The 21062-nt window shown below is 38.2% G+C and carries 16 protein-coding genes; 6 read left to right on the top strand and 10 right to left on the bottom strand.

The annotated features are described in order from the left end of the window. Positions 1-37: 37 nt before the first annotated feature. The gene (locus G530_RS0114245; protein ID WP_026935173.1) at positions 38-1870 is read right to left on the bottom strand and encodes an ABC transporter ATP-binding protein; all 1833 of its coding nucleotides are present in this window, start codon (positions 1868-1870) and stop codon (positions 38-40) included. 367 nt (positions 1871-2237) lie between these two features. On the opposite strand from G530_RS0114245, the gene G530_RS0114250 reads away from it, so the two are divergent. Next, positions 2238-3761 carry a tetratricopeptide repeat protein gene (locus G530_RS0114250; protein ID WP_026935174.1) on the top strand — a complete coding sequence of 508 codons (1524 nt, stop codon included), beginning with the start codon at positions 2238-2240 and terminating at the stop codon, positions 3759-3761. A gap of 25 nt (positions 3762-3786) precedes the next feature. On the opposite strand, the gene G530_RS0114255 is transcribed toward G530_RS0114250, so the two are convergent. The 5 genes from G530_RS0114255 to G530_RS0114275 all read right to left on the bottom strand — a co-directional run bounded on the left by G530_RS0114255 (position 3787) and on the right by G530_RS0114275 (position 9166). Then, on the bottom strand, positions 3787-4347 hold the full coding sequence (locus G530_RS0114255; RefSeq protein ID WP_026935175.1) for a Pycsar system effector family protein: 561 nt from the start codon (positions 4345-4347) through the stop codon (positions 3787-3789). A gap of 143 nt (positions 4348-4490) precedes the next feature. Next, positions 4491-4826 carry a hypothetical protein gene (locus tag G530_RS0114260; RefSeq protein WP_026935176.1) on the bottom strand — a complete coding sequence of 112 codons (336 nt, stop codon included), beginning with the start codon at positions 4824-4826 and terminating at the stop codon, positions 4491-4493. Positions 4827-5083: 257 nt separating this feature from the next. Continuing rightward, complete coding sequence (locus G530_RS0114265; RefSeq protein ID WP_340139856.1) at positions 5084-6580, bottom strand: YfcC family protein; 1497 nt, start codon at positions 6578-6580, stop codon at positions 5084-5086. 69 nt (positions 6581-6649) lie between these two features. Then, entirely contained in the window at positions 6650-8671 is a 2022-nt protein-coding gene (locus G530_RS0114270) for a S9 family peptidase (RefSeq protein WP_026935178.1), read from the bottom strand. A gap of 66 nt (positions 8672-8737) precedes the next feature. Further along, complete coding sequence (locus tag G530_RS0114275) at positions 8738-9166, bottom strand: hypothetical protein (RefSeq protein WP_026935179.1); 429 nt, start codon at positions 9164-9166, stop codon at positions 8738-8740. A 163-nt stretch (positions 9167-9329) separates the two neighbouring features. Here G530_RS0114275 and G530_RS0114280 point away from each other — a divergent pair, with 163 nt between their 5' ends. Continuing rightward, on the top strand, positions 9330-9875 hold the full coding sequence (locus G530_RS0114280) for an RNA methyltransferase (RefSeq protein WP_026935180.1): 546 nt from the start codon (positions 9330-9332) through the stop codon (positions 9873-9875). Here the strand turns inward: G530_RS0114280 and folK are convergent. Then, positions 9872-11008, bottom strand: a complete 1137-nt coding sequence (gene folK, locus G530_RS0114285; RefSeq protein ID WP_026935181.1) for a 2-amino-4-hydroxy-6-hydroxymethyldihydropteridine diphosphokinase — start codon at positions 11006-11008, stop codon at positions 9872-9874. The genes G530_RS0114280 and folK overlap by 4 nt on opposite strands. Before the next feature lie 154 nt (positions 11009-11162). On the opposite strand from folK, the gene G530_RS0114290 reads away from it, so the two are divergent. Both G530_RS0114290 and G530_RS0114295 read left to right on the top strand, forming a co-directional pair. Further along, on the top strand, positions 11163-11819 hold the full coding sequence (locus tag G530_RS0114290; RefSeq protein WP_051199807.1) for a queuosine precursor transporter: 657 nt from the start codon (positions 11163-11165) through the stop codon (positions 11817-11819). Between the two features lie 31 nt (positions 11820-11850). Further along, positions 11851-14556, top strand: a complete 2706-nt coding sequence (locus G530_RS0114295) for an AsmA-like C-terminal region-containing protein (protein WP_026935183.1) — start codon at positions 11851-11853, stop codon at positions 14554-14556. A 753-nt stretch (positions 14557-15309) separates the two neighbouring features. On the opposite strand, the gene G530_RS0114300 is transcribed toward G530_RS0114295, so the two are convergent. Beyond that, entirely contained in the window at positions 15310-16107 is a 798-nt protein-coding gene (locus G530_RS0114300; protein WP_026935184.1) for a DUF2797 domain-containing protein, read from the bottom strand. A gap of 113 nt (positions 16108-16220) precedes the next feature. Here G530_RS0114300 and G530_RS0114305 point away from each other — a divergent pair, with 113 nt between their 5' ends. Together G530_RS0114305 and G530_RS0114310 are read left to right on the top strand one after the other, a co-directional pair. Beyond that, positions 16221-17732, top strand: a complete 1512-nt coding sequence (locus G530_RS0114305) for a GH3 auxin-responsive promoter family protein (RefSeq protein WP_026935185.1) — start codon at positions 16221-16223, stop codon at positions 17730-17732. Positions 17733-17749: 17 nt separating this feature from the next. Further along, positions 17750-18346, top strand: coding sequence for a sugar O-acetyltransferase (locus G530_RS0114310; protein ID WP_026935186.1), 597 nt, complete (start codon positions 17750-17752; stop codon positions 18344-18346). 91 nt (positions 18347-18437) lie between these two features. Here the strand turns inward: G530_RS0114310 and porV are convergent, their stop codons facing one another. Both porV and G530_RS17720 read right to left on the bottom strand, forming a co-directional pair. Then, on the bottom strand, positions 18438-19610 hold the full coding sequence (gene porV / locus G530_RS17025; protein ID WP_051199804.1) for a type IX secretion system outer membrane channel protein PorV: 1173 nt from the start codon (positions 19608-19610) through the stop codon (positions 18438-18440). A gap of 12 nt (positions 19611-19622) precedes the next feature. Then, the coding region (locus G530_RS17720) for a hypothetical protein (protein WP_035716513.1) at positions 19623-21062 on the bottom strand (1440 nt) is incomplete at its 5' end.

Consider the following 21062-nt stretch of genomic DNA (forward strand, 5'->3'; position numbering starts at 1 on the left):
GATTTTCCCACAACTTATAAAGAACAAAAGTGAATTCTTATTGATATCCAGCGGCCTGAAGATTAAAAAGTTCAGCATATAGTTTATCATTTTTCATTAACTCTTTATGCGTTCCAATTTCTAATACTTCCCCGTCTTTTAACACCATGATCCTATCGGCTATACGTACGGTGCTGAACCTATGCGAAATGATCACTGCGGTCTTACCTTCGGTTAGTTTTATAAACCTCTGAAACGCTTCGGTTTCTGCCCTGGCATCAAGAGCAGAGGTTGGTTCATCGAGAATAAGAACTTCGGAATCTTTCATATAAGCCCTGGCAATGGCGATCTTTTGCCACTGACCCCCGGAAAGATCTTTCCCGTGTTTAAATCTTTTTCCCAGCGGTTGTTCATATCCTAAAGGCAGGTCTTTTACTACTTCACGCGCCAGGCTTTTCTCTGCCGCGCCGTCAATTCTAGACTGATTGGAAATTTCACCAATTTCTCCCATGGCGATATTTTCCCTCAGGGTTAATTCAAATTTCACAAAATCCTGAAAGATCACTCCAAAATATTGCTGATATGCAGCCTGATCATATTTTTTTATGGGTATCCCATCTAAAAGGATCTCCCCTTCGGTAGGTTCATAAAATTGCAACAGGAGTTTGATGAGTGTGGTTTTACCAGCACCATTTTCACCTACGAAAGCTAGTTTCTCACCTGCTCTTAGATCAAAATTGATATTTCTAACCACCCATTTTTCAGACTTGGGATATTTGAATCCGACATTCTTAAATTGGAATCCCGTTTTGATATTCTTTGGTAGATCAAGTTTACCTTCTTTAGAACTTTCAGCATAAGTAAGATCTAAAAATTCGAAGTAATCCTGAAGATAAAGTGCACTTTCAGTAATCTGAGTGAAACGGGTAAAAAACCCCTGTAATTTAGACCTCAGCCTATTGAAAGATCCGGAAAGGAATGTAAGATCACCCAGACTAAAAACTCCGGCCACGGTCCTGAAAATAATAAAAATATACGCCCCATAATAAGCTCCTGTACCTATTACATTAAATATGGAGCCCCAACCCGCGCGCTGTTTAGCCAGCCGTTTGCTTTGTAAATAATATTTATCTGAAAGCCCTTTAAATCTATCGGCCAGGTAATTTGACAACCCGAATAACTTAACCTCTTTAGCCGTAACATCACTGGCTCCGGCATATCTCAAATAATCCAGTTCCCGCCTTTCCTGCGTCCAGCTTCTGGCCAGAGAATAACTTGTTCCACTAAATTTGATCTCATTAATGATCGTAGGAATAATAGAAACAACCAGCAAAATGATCAACCAGGGTTCAAAGGCGACCACACCGGTAAGAAGTGAAATAATCACAATGACATCTTCTCCCTGGGTTAGTATATTAGACATTAAACCTACCCTACCAGTTGTTTGCTGTCTTGCTCTTTCCAGCTTATCATAAAATTCTGAATCTTCCAGCTGATCCAGATTAAGCTCTGAAGTCTTTTTTATGATCCTGACAGAAGTGTCAATTGAATACTGATCGCCAAGTAAAGCATCACTAAGACTAATACCTCTGCTTAATAAATCTGAAATAATTGCAAGTCCAAATTCTGCCGCCACCAGGATCCAAAGTTGATCCAGGTCCTTAGTATCTGCCGCGATCTGTATTACTACCTCATCAATGATCAACTTCCCTAACCAGAGCATGATCACCGGCAAGACCGCATTCACAATTCTCCCGGAAACATTGGTGTAAAAAAGTAATGGATTAACCTTACGTATTTCCTTAAAAAATCGAGGTACAAACTTCAGAGAAGCAAAACTTTCCCTGAAATTGATGTTATTGGTTTCAAAAGATTTTTTGGGTCTGGGCAAGCTCTGGGAATTTTAATTGGTTGCAATTTAAGACATAACTTTCACATCCATGAGTCGGTATTTCCCAGAGAAAATTTCAGCATAAAAAATGACACCTATGCAGGTACTTATCTGATTAAAAGCTTCTGGTTACGACTGAACTTCTCAGATTAAGAATATTCTGAAGTAACAGAGGTTAAAGCCTGAGTGACAACTTAGTTTTCAGAAAATCTAATCGCTGCGGATCACTTCCCAGTTTTTCCAAAGGTTTAAAAAGTTTATTTCTTTATAAGAAAATTTTCATTGACCCCTCTCTTCACCACTTTTGTTGCCTGAAAATCACTAACTTAGTATAATTCACTTTTAATTCAACCAAAAATTTACGACTATGTTTTATTTAAAAAAACTACCAATATCCTTGATTTTTGTTGCAATGCTTTTTGCAACTTCTTGTAAGGATACTGAAAAGGAAAATGAGGAAGTAGAAGCCGAAACCGATTATTCAGCAAATGAATTACCTGTAAACACAAAATCTGAAGAAGCCAGGGAGGCTTTTGATGAGGGACTGGCCTATTTTGATGAAGGCAACCAGCGAAAGGCCCGCGCTAAGTTTGATGAAGCCCTGCAACACGACCCGGAATTTGTATCAGCTCAAATGTATAGAACCTATACAGCAAATTCAGCTAAAGACTGGGCCACCAACAGGGAAAAGTTCATGGGAATGCGCGATAAAGCTAATGAAAGCGAAGCAATGATGATGGACATGACCGAGGCCGGACTAAAAAGTGATGTAAATAAAGAATTAGAGGTTAGCAAAAAATTAGTAGAGAAGTATCCAAAATCGGCAAGAGCCATGGATAATCTTGCCATTTATTATGATAATAATGATCAGGAACAAAAAGCCAGAGAACATTGGAAAAAAGCCCTTGAATTAAATCCGGAATTTGTACCGGCAATTTCAAGTTTGGGCACTTCCTATTTATTTAATACTCCAAAAGATAAGGCACAAGCTAAAAAGTATCTGGATATGCTGGTTAAAATAGCACCAAACAGTACTCGTTCTCATATTTTAATGGGAGATTATTATCGCGATCAGGATAATTTAGAACAGGCTTTGTCTAGCTACGAAAAAGCCGCATCCCTAGATCCTGAAGACGATGTAGCTCTTGCAAAATCGGGGCACGCAAATTCTATCCTGGGTAATTATGACGAAGCGCGTAAAAACTTTAAAGATGCCAGGGAAGCAAGTGAATTTGGAACAAACCTCTCAGGTGAAGCAAATACTTTTGTTTATCAGGGTGATTCTGAAGGGGCATTAACTTTCCTGGAGGAGGGAACAAAATCTTTTGATTCTTTAGACATCCCTGAGAGCAATAGAAATATTGCAAAATATCAGGCTGCCTATACCGCTGCACATATCGCAATGCATGATGGAAACACGAAACGCCTGGAGCAAACCGTGAATATGATGAAACCAATTTCTAAGAAATTAGTTGCTGAGGCTAACAGTCCGGTCGTGGCAGCAAATCAGGATGCGATACTAAATTATTGGGATGCAATGGTTTTAACCAGTAAGAAGAACTACAAGGAAGCTTTAAAGAAAGCTGAAATTATAAAAACTGCCGTTGACTCTATCAACAGACCCGATAAGCTGGAGCCTTATCATCGTGCCATGGCCGTGATCAATTATCACATGGGTGATATGGAAAAAGCAATGGAACATATAGCGAAAACAGATGAAGATTATATCCACGACAAATACTGGAAAGCTAAGATCCATGAAAAAGCTGGAGATACTGAAGCGGCAATGGAACTATATGAAGAAATCTCAGAGGAAAGATTCAATTCAGTTGAATTTGCTTTAATACGGAAAGAAATAGATCAAAAAGTTAGCACCAATAAAGAGAGTTAAGAGAAGTAGGTCTGTAATAAATTATCTAGATAAAATCTGCAATAATATAATATACAACGATGATCAGTAGTAGAATAAACTGAATTGCCAGGAATTTTAAAGCTTTCTGAACATTCTGAAATTTCAAATTTGCGATCTTCGCATTGATGAAAATTTGCTGCCCCAGCTGATCGAATAATTGTTCTTCGTCCAGACTTATACTGAAGAATGTTTTAGAGAATTGCTTTATATCACCGAATTTTGAGATCACATCCCCAAAAAAGAAAATATTTTTTTCATACTTAGATTCGATCCTGGGCATAAAACACCGGATACTGTAATAAATAGAAGTTACGGCACATAAAAACCAGATGACCATTAGAGCATAAATGAGGATTTCATTTTCAAAATGTGCCAGTACTAATCCTATATTTTGATATACAAAGTTCAACAGGATCCCGTAAAAGGAAAGAATAAGCCCTGCCTTGATCTCTGAAGCCTTTATTAAACTGGAAACATAACTTATACTGCCCCAGTAGTGATCAATAAGATCGTCTGTATGCTTATTTCTTAAGTGTGCTGAAGATAGTTTTTCAGGATTCTCCATAGTTTTAAATTCATGGTTTTTACTGATATTATATTCTAAACCATAGTTTGGCTAATTTTATCTAGTGCTACGCTTAGCCCTGGCGAATAAATTTTAACTGAGACTCTCAATCACCCAGGACGAATCTGCCTGGTTTATATTTTCTAATACAGAATATTATCCAGGATCTTATCCAGGGTATTTTCCATCATACTGAATTTTTTATCTGAAAAGAAAATTTCAAACATCTCCCTTCTTAGATTTGAAAGCTCCTTATGTGAATATTCGTGCATCACCAGGTTGTCCTGAATTTTCTCGAGGCTCTCCTCTTCTGTATCTTCAGAAAATTCAGCGTTCATTTTATCGAAGGTTGCTTTATCTGTTTTTGTTTTGATCAATTCAATCTCCTCTTGTGTTACTTTGGAATCTGCATTGGCACAGAGCAGGAGAATATAGATCTGAAGTTCGGCTTTGGTCCAGTGTTGCTGTTGGTTATTCATAACTTAATTCTTTTTGATTGGTGTGGAATAAATCGTAAGCTTAAACTGCAAGATCCCGCTCTTTAAATGAAATTAAGAGGAATACAACAGTATGCTAAAAGATCACTTCTAATCTACTAAATAATTAATTAACAACACTTTAGAGGATGTTCAAATTTTGAATATTCACCATAGGATTCGTTAATTTTCTATAGGCTCACCTAAAATTAATTTGGGAAAGATTCAAAAAAGTTATACTGGTTTTACTGAAATCAGCTCTAGTAAACCGATACAGTCAGGACCAGCATTAAGATTACCGCAAAAATTACCAAAAGAGGCCAGATAAATTTTAACCAGCGGTCATAACCTATTTTCACAACTCCTAAAGAAGCAAGGATCAAACCGGTAGGATTAATGATCCCGAATAGTCCGTGCCCGTACATATAAGCATTAACTATCATTTCTCTTCCAATATTTACACTATCACCAAGCGGCGACATAATGGGCATAGTGAGCACTGCCATCCCTGAAGTTGAAGGTATAAAGAATGATAATCCGTTATATATGGCAAAAAGGCTGTTTATAAAAACTCCTTTGTTCATTCCTGTTGTAAACGTACTGGCATGATACAGGATCGTATCGCTTATTAGCCCATCTGCCATTAGAATTGAGATTCCCCTGGCGATACCAATAATAAATGCTACTCCCAGTAGTTCTCCTGCTCCCTGGCAAAAAGAACTAATAAATTTTTCTTCTTTCATTCGGGATAATAGACCTATTAAGATCGCTGCACATAGAAATACAGATGACATTTCAATGAACCACCATCCCAGGCTTGAAACACCATAGATCATTACTACAAAGCTGAGGGTGAAAACAAAAAGAATGAGGCGCAGATTTAAATTCAATTTCGGAATAGCCTTCACTTCTCCGGTCCCGAAAAGATTATTCATCTCCTGACGCTGATCATAAATGAGAGATTTTTCCGGCGAAAGCCTCACTTTCCTGGCATAGTATAAAATGAACGCTATAGTGGTTACAATACAGATAAGGAACACCACCATTCTCAGGTTAAGTCCCGTGGTCCAGTTTACTCCGGCAGCGTCTGAAGCAATAATCGTGGCAAAAGGATTTGTGGTAGAACACATCACACCCACCTGAGATCCCAGAAAAATACAGGCAATCCCAACCAGTGCATCGTACTTGGCCGCAATAAAAACTGGAATAAGTATAGGTATAAATGCCAGGGTTTCCTCGCCTAACCCAAAAGTAGTACCGCCAAGAGCTATAATGAACGTAGTGAAAATAATGAGAAGATATTCTTTACCCTTTAAAATACGTGTGAGAGATACAATGCCAGATTCAAAAGCTCCGGTCACATTAATCACCCCAATAAGGCCGCCAATAAAAAGCACCAGGAATATAATTTCTGATGCTCCAATTATACCTTTGACCGGTGCCTGAATAAATTCAGAAAAACCCTGAGGATTTGGATCTACATAATTAAACGTTCCGGGTATACTAATAGGTTTATTAATAGCACCGCCCAGGAAATTATCAAGAGAAAGTTTAATATCCAGGGCATCCAGGGTTTCTTGTGTAGCTGGAAGTGTTGTAGTCTTCCCCATACTGCTCCTTAGGAAAAGCTCTTCAGAATCGCTATAAAAAAGAGTGTCATAACTGCCTGCAGGAATAAGCCAGGTGCCTATAGCCACCAAGGCTGCAATAATAATAAGTAGTGTCTGGGCAGACGGAAATTTGATTTTCTTGATCATAGACCTATTTTATTTGTAATCGGGAGCAATAAAAATTATTCCGTTGGAATCAGCAAAGTTCTTTCGCTCTTAATTTTTGTATTTATCAAACCACGCCAGAATACTTGAAATTTTAGCGATAAGATTACTGGGTTTGCTCGCTATCCCGTGTGATGCCCCTGGTATTCTTACCATGGCAGACTCCACCCCTTCTAATTTTAAGGCAGCATAGAACTGTTCAGATTCGGCAATTGGAGTTCTATAATCTTCTTCGCCAGTTAAGAGCATTGTAGGTGTTGTTACATTGCCTACATAAGAAATTGGAGACCTTTTTAGGTAAGGCTCAGGATCTTCCCAGGGCTTTTTATCGAACCAGTATTTACTGAAGAAACCTGGATTATCTGCATAAAGAACAAAACTGTACCAGTTTATTACCGGTTTGGCTACCACAGCTGCACGAAAACGGTCGGTTTTTCCAACGATCCAGGCAGTAAGGACTCCACCACCGCTACCACCGGTAACAAATAGATTATTCTCATCTATAAATCCTTTTTCAATAGCTGCGTCTACCCCAGACATTAAGTCCTCATAATCATGGTTGGGATAATCGTGGTGAATAAGATTCCCGAATTCTTTACCATAGCCGCTGCTTCCACGAGGATTGGAATAAAGTACAACATAACCAGCGGCTGCAAATGCCTGTATTTCCGCTGAAAAAACGCTCCCATAACTGGCAAATGGACCTCCATGAATTTCCAGGATAAACGGATATTTCTTTGAAGGATCAAAGTCTGGCGGAGTAACCAGCCACCCCTGTATCTCACGATCATCAAAGGAAGATTTCCAGGTGATCTCCTCTACATTTCCTAGCTTTCTATAAGAAAATAAATCTTTATTTACATTGGTGATTCGCTTCATCTTTTTGCCATCAAGAACAGCCAGATCTGCCAAGTTCATTGGCGAACCATAAGTATAGGCAATATCCCCTTTACCGGAGACTGAAAAAGCACCGGCATTGTAAGGCCTCCCTAGAGACAATCCGCCGATACCTTCAGCAACAACTTCAACTTTTCCATTTAGATCTATATATCCAATTTTTGTATCTCCGTGATCGTTATATTGAAAATAAAGACCTTTACCTTTTCCGTCCCATTGAATATTTTCAATATCCCTGTCAAAATCGCCAGAAATCAATTTAGATTCTGTTGCATTTGCTTCTCTTATATAAAGATCACTTATCTGGTATCCCAGATATTCATCATCAAACCCCAAGTAAGCGATCGTATTATCATTGGGAGAAACTACTGGGTGGTTATCCGGTCCCTGTCTGCTGGTTATGGCATTCACAGTTCCTGTTTTAAGATCAAGCTCATAGACCTCAGAATTCATTGGATCCAGATCTGAATTTTCATGAAGATTAGCTGAAAAAAATAGTTTATCATCTTCTGCAGACCATACCGGTGTACCGTGATCATTGTCTGAACTGGTAATCTGTTTCGGGGAACCACCATCGGTAGAAATAATAAAAATCTGATTATTTCCTTCTTTCAGGTATCCCCGGCCATCACCTCTATAATTCATTTTATCAATGAAGATTGGCCCATCATTCCACTTGGCACCTTCGGGTTTGGCTGGCAGTTTTATAAAGGATTCGGTTTTTTTTGGAACGAACATAGTGAAGGCTAGATAATCGCCATTATTAGACCAGGTAGCTTCACCGGGTGTTTTTACTGAATTTGTAATTGGAAAGTACTCCTTGGAATCCAGCCACGTGATAAAAAGCTTCATTTTATCATCCTGCATATCAGATTTAAAAACCAGCTTTTTACCGTCTGGAGACCATTTTGGAGACATATCATTATGATTGCCCGTAGTTAGCGGCCGGTTTTGAGACCCATCAGAATTTACGATCCATAAATTAGACAGGTTTTTATCTGTCATGATATCTTTAAAATTCCGTACATACACGATCTTTTTTCCATCTGGTGAGATCTGTGGATCTGATATATATTCGTAATCGAATATATCTATTAGCTGTAATTCAGTTTTCTCCTGAGATATTACAGGAAAATAAATAAGAAGCAATAAGCTAAGAATAAGTAGTTTTCTCATAAAATATTTTATAAATAAAAGATGGGACCTAAATCCCATCCAAGTTATCATATTTAATAAATATAGTTATTCTTTTCTGGCCATGGTGTTATCCCAATCTTCGACATACGTCATGAATTCTTCAAGTTTCGCCATTGCCTTGTCTGGTCCTCCGGCGATTTTGGTCATAGAATTCATCCATTTAGCATCATCTGGAGTAGTTTTATAATTTAGAGTTTCCACACCCTCTTTCATATTCCAGATTACCAGCATATCATAATCTCCATTTACAAAATGATATACAGTAGGCGCATCGATCCCGGCATCCTGATCTGCCTTGGCGAAATAATTCTCAATAATGCCCATGGCCGGCTCTTTTTTCATAGGCTTGAACTTGATATAAGACATACTAACCCATTGTGGATTATCATATTTTTCTGCCTTTACCTGGCCAAATGAATAACAGCTCACCATAAAAAATATGGCAGCTACAAAAAGTGTTTTAATCGAATTCATAATATCGTTGGTTTTAGTTAATAAATAAACCAAAACAGAAATAGCAGTTCTCGTGAAGAATTAGGGATTTAAGAATTTCTAAGTTAACAAAAAAATCATAAAAAACTGTTTTACAGAATGATACAAAACAGTCCATAAAAATTCAATTTTCTATTTTTGCGGCATGAATAAGAGGAAACTAAAGAATGCCGAATTAGACCGTAAGAGTATTGAAGAATTTAAAGAGGCAGAGAAAACGCCAATTATCGTAATTCTGGATAACGTAAGGAGCCTTAATAATATAGGTTCTGTATTTCGTACCGCAGATGCTTTCCTGATTCAGAAAATATATCTCTGCGGAATCACCGCCAAACCACCACATAAAGACATTCAAAAAACCGCACTTGGCGCTACGGAAACTGTGGAATGGGAATATGTAGAAGACAGCCTGGAATTAGTTGAAAAATTAAGTTCTGAAGGAATACTGGTGTATTCTATTGAACAGGCCGAAGGAGCTATGATGCTTAATGATTTTATTCCAGAAACGAATAAAACCTGTGCCGTTGTCTTTGGAAACGAGGTAAAAGGTGTGCAACAAAAAGTGGTTTCAGCAAGTGACGGTGTTATTGAAATACCTCAACTGGGAAGCAAGCATTCGCTGAATATTTCAGTAAGTACAGGGGTAGTTTTATGGGATCTATTCTCAAAGTTTAAACTTAAGAAATCCTAATTTACCGCCTTGTCAATTTCAGAAAGCAGCCACAAATAGTCTTTACGATTGGAAACAAAATCGAGCCCTGAGATGTCTATCACCTGCACTTTCATATTGCTCTGAGACTTAATAAAATTTAAATAGCTTTTATTGATGTCTATCAAATATTCCGGCTGGATATTCTGTTCATAATCACGGCCGCGTTTTTTAATATTTTCCAGCAATCTATCGGTATTTTGGTATAGATATATGTACAACTCAGGCTTCACCAGCTCTTTATACATCAAGTGAAAGAGTTTATGATATAAAGAATATTCATCTTCATGAAGCGTGATCTTGGCAAAGATCAGGGATTTGAAAACATCATAGTCGGAAATAACAAAATCCTTAAAAAGATCATATTGTGCGAGATCATCTGAAAGCTGCTGATAACGGTCGGCGAGAAAGGACATTTCTAGCGGAAAAGCATAACGCTCCTTATTCTCGTAGAACTTTGGTAAAAATGGATTGTCCTTAAAACGTTCCAGGATCAATTTAGCGTTGAAATCTTCAGAGATCATGGTTGAAAAACTGGTTTTCCCGGCCCCAATATTCCCCTCGACCGCGATATAATTGCAGGTTGGAAAATTGAAATTCATTTCGGGCTTGGTAAGTTTTTCTGCAGTAACCGAAATTTCAGAAGTATCTGTAGTCTCTTTTAATAACTGGCTCATCCTTTTTCCGGAAACTGGGTGCTTCTCTGAAGCGGCAATATCATTCAAAGGTTGTAATACAAAACTGCGATCAGGAATCCCTGGATGCGGAACAATTAAAGATCCGGTTTCTATTACTTCCTCTCCAAAAAGGAGTATATCAAGATCTATCGTCCTGTTTTGATAGTTTTCAGCATTAGATCGCTCTCTTCCCAGCTCATTTTCAATATCCAGAAGTTGAGTTAATACATCCTGAGCATCTAACCTGGTGGAAACGGAAATACAGGCATTAAAAAACGCATTCCCTTCAAAGCCCCAGGCCGGGGTCTCATAAATTTTTGAAACTTCAAGGATCCAACCAATGTTTTGGTGTATCTTTTCAAGGGCCATTTGCAGGTAACCAAGCCGGTCGCCAATGTTGCTTCCCAGTGCTAATATTACTGTTTTAGGGGATTTCAAGACGTATTAAGAAAATTTTAATAGGTAGCGCAAAATAATTTCACAGCAAATTAAGCAAAACAAAAGCACATACTCTTAATTTTGATAAAAGACTTAATAACAAAATTTGGCAAAACTCTACCTGAAAGAAAAGCTTAAGGCTCAGCAAATATATATGATCCTTACTGCTTTGTTTATCGCTTCCCTGGTTGTTTCCAACCTTATCTTTCAAAAGTTTTTTTACTGGGATTTTTTCGGACTTTACACTTTTGAAATATCGGTTGGCATCCTGCCTTACCCCGTGACTTTTCTTATCACAGATATTATTAGTGAGGTCTACGGAAAAAAGAAAGCGAACCAGGTTGTGACCACAGGTATTTTTGCATCGTTCTTTTCTTTATTGATAGTTTATATAGCAGATGCCGTGCCGGCCACAAGCTGGTCACCAATAGGTGATTCACTATTCGAAAAGGTTTTTGGAGCGACCGCAATCGCGGTTTTTGCCTCGATGGTGGCTTATCTACTGGCACAGTATATAGATATACAATTGTTCCATTTCTGGAAAAGACTAACTAAAGGCAAACATTTATGGCTGAGAAATAACTTTTCAACTTTTCTTTCACAGTTCGTAGATACTTTTTCGGTCTTGTTTTTGCTTTGTAGTTTTGGAAAGATAGATTGGGAACTATTTAATGGACTGTTACTTAGCGGATTTTTATTCAAAGTAATTATTGCCGCAGTTGATACTCCATTTTTATATGCCGCAGTATATGGATTGAGAAAATATTTCAATCTAAAACCTGCGGAAGAACTCAAATTTGAAGCTGTATAGATTTACAGCAACTAACAAATTTTATCAAAAGATGAAAAAAGCTTTAAAAATATTCGGTTTTATTATACTCACCATTATCATTTTATTGATCGTGGCTCCATTCGTTTTTGAATCTCAGCTAAAAGACCTCGTGAAGAAAACAATGAATGATAATTTAAATGCCCAGGTAGATTTTAAAGATATCGACCTTAGTATGTTCCGCAGTTTTCCGCAGGCAACTTTGGTAATAGAAGATCTTAGTATTATTAATAATGAACCTTTTAAGGGCGACACACTGGCGTTGGGTGAAGAAGTTACGTTAGAGATGTCTATAAAAGAACTTTTTAAAAGTAGCGACGAAGCTAAAAAGATAGATCGCCTTAGCCTTAACAATGCCTACGTCAACATTAAAGTAGACTCGCTTGGAAACGCCAATTATGATATTGCGGTTGAGGACACTACCACTTCTACTTCTAACAGCAAACCTTTTAGCCTGGATCTTAAACATTATGAGATCAATAATTCCAGGGTGAAATATGATGACAAGAGTTCTAAGATTTCAATGGATATCGAGAATTTGAACCATGAAGGGAATGGTGATTTCTCTTTAGATCAGTCTGAACTTGATACGTATTCTGAAGCTTTAGTTTCACTTGATTATGATGGGGTCAATTATCTAAATCAAAATTCTGTGATCCTGGATGCAGTTTTCCAAATGGATCTGGAGAACATGAAATATACGTTCCTGGAAAACGAAGCTAAAGTAAACCAGTTACCGCTGACTTTTGATGGATATGTTCAGGTAAATAATGAGGATACTGAAATGGATATTACTTTTAAAACTCCATCTTCAGATTTCAAGAACTTCCTGGGTGTAATCCCTGAGATCTATGCGAAGAATATTGAGAATGTAGATACCAATGGTGATTTTGTGGTTAACGGAAGGATCTTCGGAAAAGCTGACGTCACATTTATTCCAAAAATGGATATCAAGATCACCTCTAATAATGCCTCTTTTAAATATCCCGATCTTCCAAAAAGTGTGCAGGATATCAATTTAGACATGGAAGTATTAAATGACACCGGTCTTGCCGAAGAAACTTATATCAATATAAAGAATGCAACATTTAGAATAGATCAGGATAGGTTTACCGCCAACGGAAATATTAGTAACCTTACTGAAAATATGCTGGTGGACCTGGCTCTGAAAGGAACCATAAATCTTGCGAATATCAGCCAGGCATATCCTTTGGAAATGGAACAGGATCTAAACGGGATCCTTACCGCCGATGTTAAGACCAGTTTTGATATGAATTCTATAGAAAAGGAGCAATATCAGAATGTGAAAAGTAGTGGTACCGCTTCCATTCGAAATTTTAAATATTCTTCTCCCGAAATTCCTAACGAAGTACAGATCTCTAATGCAGATATGAGCTTTAACCAGGGGAATGTAAGAGTCCCAGATTTGAAAATGACCACAGGTAAAACAGATATTTCTGCTTCAGGATCACTGCAAAATCTTATTGGGTTTTTACTGACAGATGAGCAATTAAAAGGAAATTTCCAGGTACAATCAAACACATTTTCTGTAAATGATTTTATGGTCGCCGAAACTGAAGAGATCACTACAACAGATGAGAACGGAAAGGACCAAACCGTGGCAAAAACTACCGGAAAGGAAGCCGTTAAAGTTCCTTCTTTCCTTGATATGGAACTTAGGTTTACTGCAAATACGGTTATTTACGATAACCTTGAACTTAAGAACGCGAAAGGTTTGCTCATCATACGAGATGAAACCGCAAGATTACAGGATATTTCAACTAATATTTTTAACGGTAGCATTGGAATGAACGGATTAGTTTCTACGAAGAACCAAACTCCGGTTTTTGAAATGGATCTAAACCTGAACTCTCTGGATATCGCTTCTTCTTTCAACGGCCTAGAATTAATGCAAAGTCTTGCTCCTCTGGCCAGTGCTATCGAAGGTAAACTTCAGTCTACCATGAGCCTTAAAGGTAATTTGAATGAAGATCTTACTCCGCAATTATCAAGTCTTGTAGGTAATGCTTTAGCTGAATTATTAACTGCAGAAATCAACCCGAAAAAAGCTGCTTTATTATCTAAACTTGATAGCCAGCTGAACTTCATTGATTTCAATGATATTGATCTAAGCAAGCTAAAAACAAATCTAACATTTCAAGACGGGATGGTGCAGATCGCCCCTATGAATTTCAATATTAAAGGCATAGATTTTCAGGTTGCGGGTAGTCACGGTTTTGATATGAACATGAATTATGACCTCAAACTAGACGTACCGGCAAGATATCTTGGTTCTGAAGTTGGAAAAACTCTGGGTAAGCTAAGCGGTGAAACTATTGAAAATACTACTGTAGAATTACCCATTGGGATTACCGGTAATTTCCAGAGTCCGCAGATCAAGGTAAATATGCAGCAGGCAGTGAACAATCTTACGCAGAAAGTGGTTGCCCAGCAAAAAAAGAATCTTGAAAACAAGGCGGTAGATGCGATCAATGATATTCTTCAGGGAAAAAGAGATCCTAATAAGCCTTTCGATAAAAATGATACCACGGCTGTAAACAATCAGAAAACCGACACTACTTCTGCCAAAGTTCCGGTTACTAAAAGAGATTCGATAAATAAATCCTCACAGAAACAGGTCGAAGATGCAGCGAAGAATATATTAGGTGGATTATTAAATAATTCCAGGAAGAAAAAGGATACTACAAAAAAAAATTAATAGCGGCACTTCGACAAGCTCAGTGCTACAATCTACTCTAAGCGTCACCCTGAACTTGTTTCAGGGTCTCAGAATAGATGCTGAATCGAGTTTAGCAGGACAGAAATCATAAATCATCCCGACCAAAGGGAGGGATCTAATTGTAGGTGTAAATTCAATATGAGATTTCTCCTGTGCTATGCTCCGTCGAAATGACCTTCAGGATTTCGCAAAAATACTACTCAACTTATGCACGTCACCCTGAACTTGTTTCAGGGTCTCAGAATAGATGCTGAATCGAGTTCAGCAGGACAAAGATTATAAATCATCCCGACCAAAGTGAGAGATCTAATTTAAAGCAGTATTTCAATATAAGATTTCTCTTTCGCTATGCTCTGTCGAAATGACCTTCAGGATTTCGCAAAAATACCTCTCAACTTATGCACGTCACCCTGAACTTGTTTCAGGGACTCAAAATAGATTCTGAATCGAGTTTAGCAGGACAGAAATTATAAGTCATCCCGACCAAAGGGAGAGATCTAATTTAAGCAGTATTTCCATATGAGATTTCTCCTGTGCTATGCTCCATCGAAATGACCTTCAGGATTTCGCAAACATACCCCATAACTTATGCACGTCACCCTGAACTTGTTTCAGGGTCTCAAAGTAGATGCTGAATCGAGTTCAGCATGAGGAAAAAACGTATTTGAAGTCACCGCGAACCTAGTGAAGCAGTCTACACACGAGATTCTTTCGCTTTGCTCAGAATGAGCATTAAACCAGAACTTTCATTTCTACAACCAGCCCTTCATTACCTCTAATATTGAAAACAGTTCCATCCTCAAATATGAGGTACTGACCTTTGATTCCTCTAAGAACTCCTTCGTAAAATGGGTTTTTCACAAGGTTCAAAGATTTCACCTTCTCTGGAAATTGCTGCACCGGGAATTTGATCTCGGTTTCTTTATTATTAGCGATATAATATTCCCTGGCTTCTTCAGGTATAAATTCCTTCAGTTTTTCACGCTCCTCTTCCAGATTAAGATCTCTGATATCATTGGTGAGCATTTTTCTCCAGTTAGTCTTATCTGAAACATGATCTTTTAAAGCCACTTCGGTGATCCCGGCTAGATACCTATTAGGCACCTCAACGATCTCAATAGCTTCATGTGCACCCTGATCTATCCACCTGGTGAGCACCTGTGTCTTTCTGGTCACCCCAACTTTCACATCGCTGGAATTAGCCAGGTAAACAATATGTGGCTGAAGCTGTGATCGTTTTTCATATTCCAGATCACGATCTGCCTCACCTAAATGAGCCTTACTTTTCTCAGGGCTAATAACCCAATCTCCAGCTTGTGGGATGGCGCTAAAACAATCATAGCAAAATCCCTGGCGGTAAATCTTCTTTTCCAGGGCGCAATTTAGACACTGATATCTAAGAAAATTGAGGCTCATTTTTTTCCCGAGCATCTGATTCATATTGATAAAATCATTTCCCCAAACAAGGTAATACTGAACCACATCAGTAATTTCTGTTCTCATTTTAGTTAGAACTCCTTCGTATCTCATCTAAATTTTTATTTTAAGACTGAATGAATTTTTTGCAGGCTACAAAGTTTCGTTTATTTTTAACCAAATAACCGAACGCCCTTTAAATATAAGCGTTAAAGATAAGAAGAATAATGCCAATTCCATTAGTCAATTCAATAGCTTCATGGTTTCTCAAAAAGAGAATTCATCAAATGGAATTGTTCATGAAGTACCCTAATGAGGTTCAGAATGAACTGCTTAAAGATCTTCTCACGAAAGCAAGAAACACTGAAATTGGGAAGAAATATCATTTTGGAGAGATCAATTCTTATGAAACTTTCCGTGAACGGGTTCCAATCCAGAATTATGAGGATTACCAGGAGGTTATAGAGCGAAGCAGGAAAGGTGAAAATAATATATTCTGGCCCACTCCTATTCGGTGGTTTGCCAAGTCTAGTGGAACTACGAGTGCAAAGAGTAAATTTATTCCTGTGAGTCAGGATTCTTTAGAAGAATGCCATTATGCGGCAGGTAAAGACCTTCTTTGTATTTATCTGAATAATAATCCGCAGTCTCAGATGTTTACAGGAAAGAGTTTGCGCCTTGGAGGTAGCAAGGAATTATACCAGGAAAACGGAACTTCATACGGTGATCTTTCAGCTATTCTAATCGATAATATGCCATTCTGGGCAGAGTTCAGCAGTACGCCAAGCAACGAAGTTTCCTTAATGCACGACTGGGAATACAAAATGCAGGCGATCGTTGATGAAACTATAAAGGAAAAAGTGACCAGTCTGGCTGGTGTTCCTAGCTGGATGCTGGTATTACTTAATAATGTATTGGAAACTACGCGGAAACAAAGCCTTTTCGAAGTCTGGCCTCATTTGGAAGCCTATTTTCATGGTGGAGTTAGTTTTGAACCTTATGCATCCCAATATCAAAAAATACTACCTAAAGAAGATTTCAGGTTTTATGAGATCTATAATGCATCTGAAGGTTTCTTCGCCTGCCAGGACCATAATGACACTAAGGATCTACTATTGATGCTTGATTACGGAATCTTTTATGAGTTCATCCCGATGGATGAGTATGGAACCAACGAGGAAATGGCCATACCATTGAACGAGGTTGAAATTGGCAAAAATTATGCGGTTGTAATTACCACAAATGCCGGGCTATGGAGATATAAGATTGGAGATACCATAAGATTCACAAATTTGAATCCATACAGGATAAAGGTTTCAGGAAGAACTAAACACCATATCAATGTATTTGGGGAAGAACTGATCATTGAAAATGCAGAATCTGCATTGAAAAAGGTTTGCCTGATGACTAACTGTGAAATTATAGACTATACCGTGGCTCCCATCTTTATGGAAGGTAAAGAAAAGGGAGCACATGAATGGATCGTAGAATTCAAAACACCTCCAAGAGATTTTGATAATTTCACCAAACAATTAGATCTGGCTTTACAGGAAGTGAACAGTGACTATGAAGCCAAGCGCTATAATAATATGACGCTAAACATGCCAACGGTTCACCAGGCGAGAAAAGACCTTTTCTATGACTGGCTCAAGAAAAATGATAAAGTGGGTGGACAACATAAGGTACCTCGCCTGTCTAATTCCCGAACTTACCTTGAGGAATTACTAAAAATGGCATAAATTAAATTCAAATAAATATGGCTACTGAAAAAGAAAAAATACCTGCTCAACTGCCATATTATGCTTTGGATGAAGAACTTTCTCAGGAGCGACTAGCGGCTCAGAAAGCCTGTTTTAGGATAAACTCTATTTCACCGGAACTAGCGGAAGAATGTAATGAGATACTTAAGGAATTACTGGGTTCTACTAAAGAAAACTTCTATATAGAACCTCCCTTTCATTGTGATTATGGCCACAATATTTCTCTAGGGGATAATTTCTATTCCAATTACAATCCCATCATTCTCGATTGCGCCGAAGTCAGCATTGGCGATAATGTGATGTTGGTTCCAAATGTGAGTATTTTTACCGCCGGGCATCCTGTACATGCGAAAAAAAGGAATGAAGGATTGGAATATTCTATTCCGGTAACAATAGGTAATAACATTTGGATTGGTGGAAATACGGTAATTAACCCTGGGATTAATATTAGAGATAATACAGTGATAGGTTCTGGAAGTGTTCTAACCAGGGATATTCCTTCGAATGTGATCGCCGCGGGAAATCCTTGTAAAGTGATCAAGGAGATCACTGGGAATGATAAGAACTATTATTTTAAAAAACGGCGGTTTTAGAATAAGCTTGATATGGTTTTTATGAATCTCATCAAATAAAAAACGCCTCAGAAAACCTGAGGCGCTTTTAATATAAGCCTATATAATTACTTTAAAAGCTAGCTGCTGTAGCTGTATTATCGGGATTTTCAGTTTTAACTTTTGATCCTAGATCTATACTCAGTGAAAATTTCATTACGTTATCCTGCTTGAAACTTATATCATTTTGTATAGGTGACTGATAAGCAAAATCAAAAAGGAATCTGTCATAGGCAAATCCGGCGCCCAGGGTTACATGATTACGATATCCCTTCTCTCTACTTTGAGTGATATATCCCGTGCGCAACTTCAGGTTTTCATTAAAACTGAATTCTGTACCGAAAGAAAAGATCACTTCTTTCATCTCCTCAGAAAATCCACCGGGAGCATCTCCAAAACTGGAGAACCATCCTCCAACCACGGTTTCATCTGGCAGGTTTCTTTGATCATCTGTAGCCGGCACTAAAAATTTTAAAGCTTCCGCGTAAAATGAAAGAACATCATTAGTACCACTGGCAATATGATACCCACCTCCCAGCTTCAGGGAAGTAGGTAATGGATAAGAATATCCTGATTCTTCGGCATATTCAAGTTTGGAGCCTAAATTCTTCAGATTAAATCCAAGCGTCCACTTATTCTCTCTTGCTGCAATTGGAGCCGAAGCATAATAACCTGAAATATCAGCACTCACAGCATTGGCTGTTTTAAACTGAACATTCGAACTTCCCAAGTTATCGGCAATATTTGATCTAATATAACGACCTGAAATTGCCATCCCAAATTTCTCATTTAGCAAAAGACTATATGATAAGTCAAAGGCCATTTCATTAGGATTATAATTTCCCTGATTTAAGATCTCATTGCCCATAAGCTCTTCTACCTCGACTTCTCCAAAACTGAAATATGTTAATGACCCGCTTAAGGCCGAGCGTTCATTAAGCATTTGATGGTAAGCCACATTTGCATGAAATACATCATCGGCATATCCAATGAACTGTGGAATATAAGACAGTCCAACTCCTCTGGATTCCAATCCTGCAAATAGGAATTTTGCCGGATTATGAAATTGCCCAAAATCATCTGGTAGCGTAGCTACTCCGGTTTCTCCCATTCCTCCTGCTCTTGCATCGGGAACGACCTGCAGAAATGGTGCCCCTGTAATGACGGGGCGTACCAGATCCTGACTTATTGCTGAATGGGCTGATAAAATGCTAACCAGACCAAATAGTATATTATTAATTTTCATGATTCTTTATTTTTAAAATGCAACTATTTTCTTAAGGTAAACCTTACCATCTGTATCTGTAATTCTTACTAATAATGTTCCTTTAAAAGGAGCTACATCGACCTCCATTTTATTCTTCTTATTCCCATTAAAACTCTTAAACTTATTCGTTTCAGTTTCTATCACCACTACTCTGCCAATCCCTGACCTGAAAGGAAGAATTACATTCGCTTTAGAATTACGCTTCAATAGTGTAGGCACTACGTGAGCATCTTTAGTATCAACCGCATCCATTTCTACCTTGACAGTCGCCATGCCGGTTCCGGTATTCCCGGAAGTATCTGTAGCGCTTAAGACTACTTCATAAGTACCAGGTCTATCAAAGTAATATTGATCAAGGGCTAGACTGACTTCACTACAATTATCTGAAGTCCCTGCATTAACATCTTCAGGAGAAATAGTCACATTGTCTTGTGGATCAAGATAAATGGTAATATCACGAGTAGCTACCTCTGGAGATGTCACGTCTTTCACTATCACCAACTGATCCTGAGTAGTCGCATTCCCCTTACCATCATCGTAGGTCCATGAAATTATGTACTCACCCTGTTCAAAGTAAGAGACATCATTTTGAGTAGTACCTCTAATAACACCGGCACAATTATCTGTAGCAGTTGGTACAGAAATATCGGAAATTCCACATTCTACTTCTACCATTTCAAGTTCGGCTGAATCCGGAACCGGTACAGTAGCATCTTCAATGATGATTTCCTGTTGCTGGTAAGTCACATTTCCATTATTATCCTCATATTTCCAGGTGATCATTGTAGAACCTTGTCTGGTGATAGGGAAATAAAGATCTCCCGTCACAGTGACATTATCACAGTTATCTACAGCCATTGGCTTAACCACATCGGCTTCTTCTACGATACAATCTTCATAAATAGGCTCAAGTGATTCCATCACCGGGACCGGAGCGATATTATCTTCTACTCTTACCATAGCAGTGGCAGAAGACTCGTTTCCGTTAACATCTGTTGCAGAAAGCGTTACCCTATTTTGTCCAACGTTTTCGCAAGTGAAGTTTGTTATATCTAACTCTAGCACGTCGATTCCACAGGCATCATTCGAACCGTTATCGATATCAGCTACTTCTATTGAAGCCATTCCGTTTTCGTCTAACTGTACTATGATGTCCTGGGCTAGTACTTTTGCAGCGATATTATCTTCTACCGTTACAATTGCCATTTCCGATGACTCGTTTCCATTTATATCTTTTGCAGTAAGGGTTACTGTATTTGAACCAACATTATCACAGTTGAAATCGGTCATATCCAAGTTAAGAGTTTCGATACCGCAGGCATCGTTTGAACCATTATCGATATCGGCAACTTCAATCGAAGCTTTTCCATTTACATCCAACTGAACCGTGATATCCTGCGTTAATACTTCTGCACCAAGCTTGTCTTCTAC

It is taken from the genome of Christiangramia echinicola DSM 19838, from assembly GCF_000423065.1.
Taxonomy (GTDB): Bacteria; Bacteroidota; Bacteroidia; order Flavobacteriales; family Flavobacteriaceae; genus Christiangramia; species Christiangramia echinicola.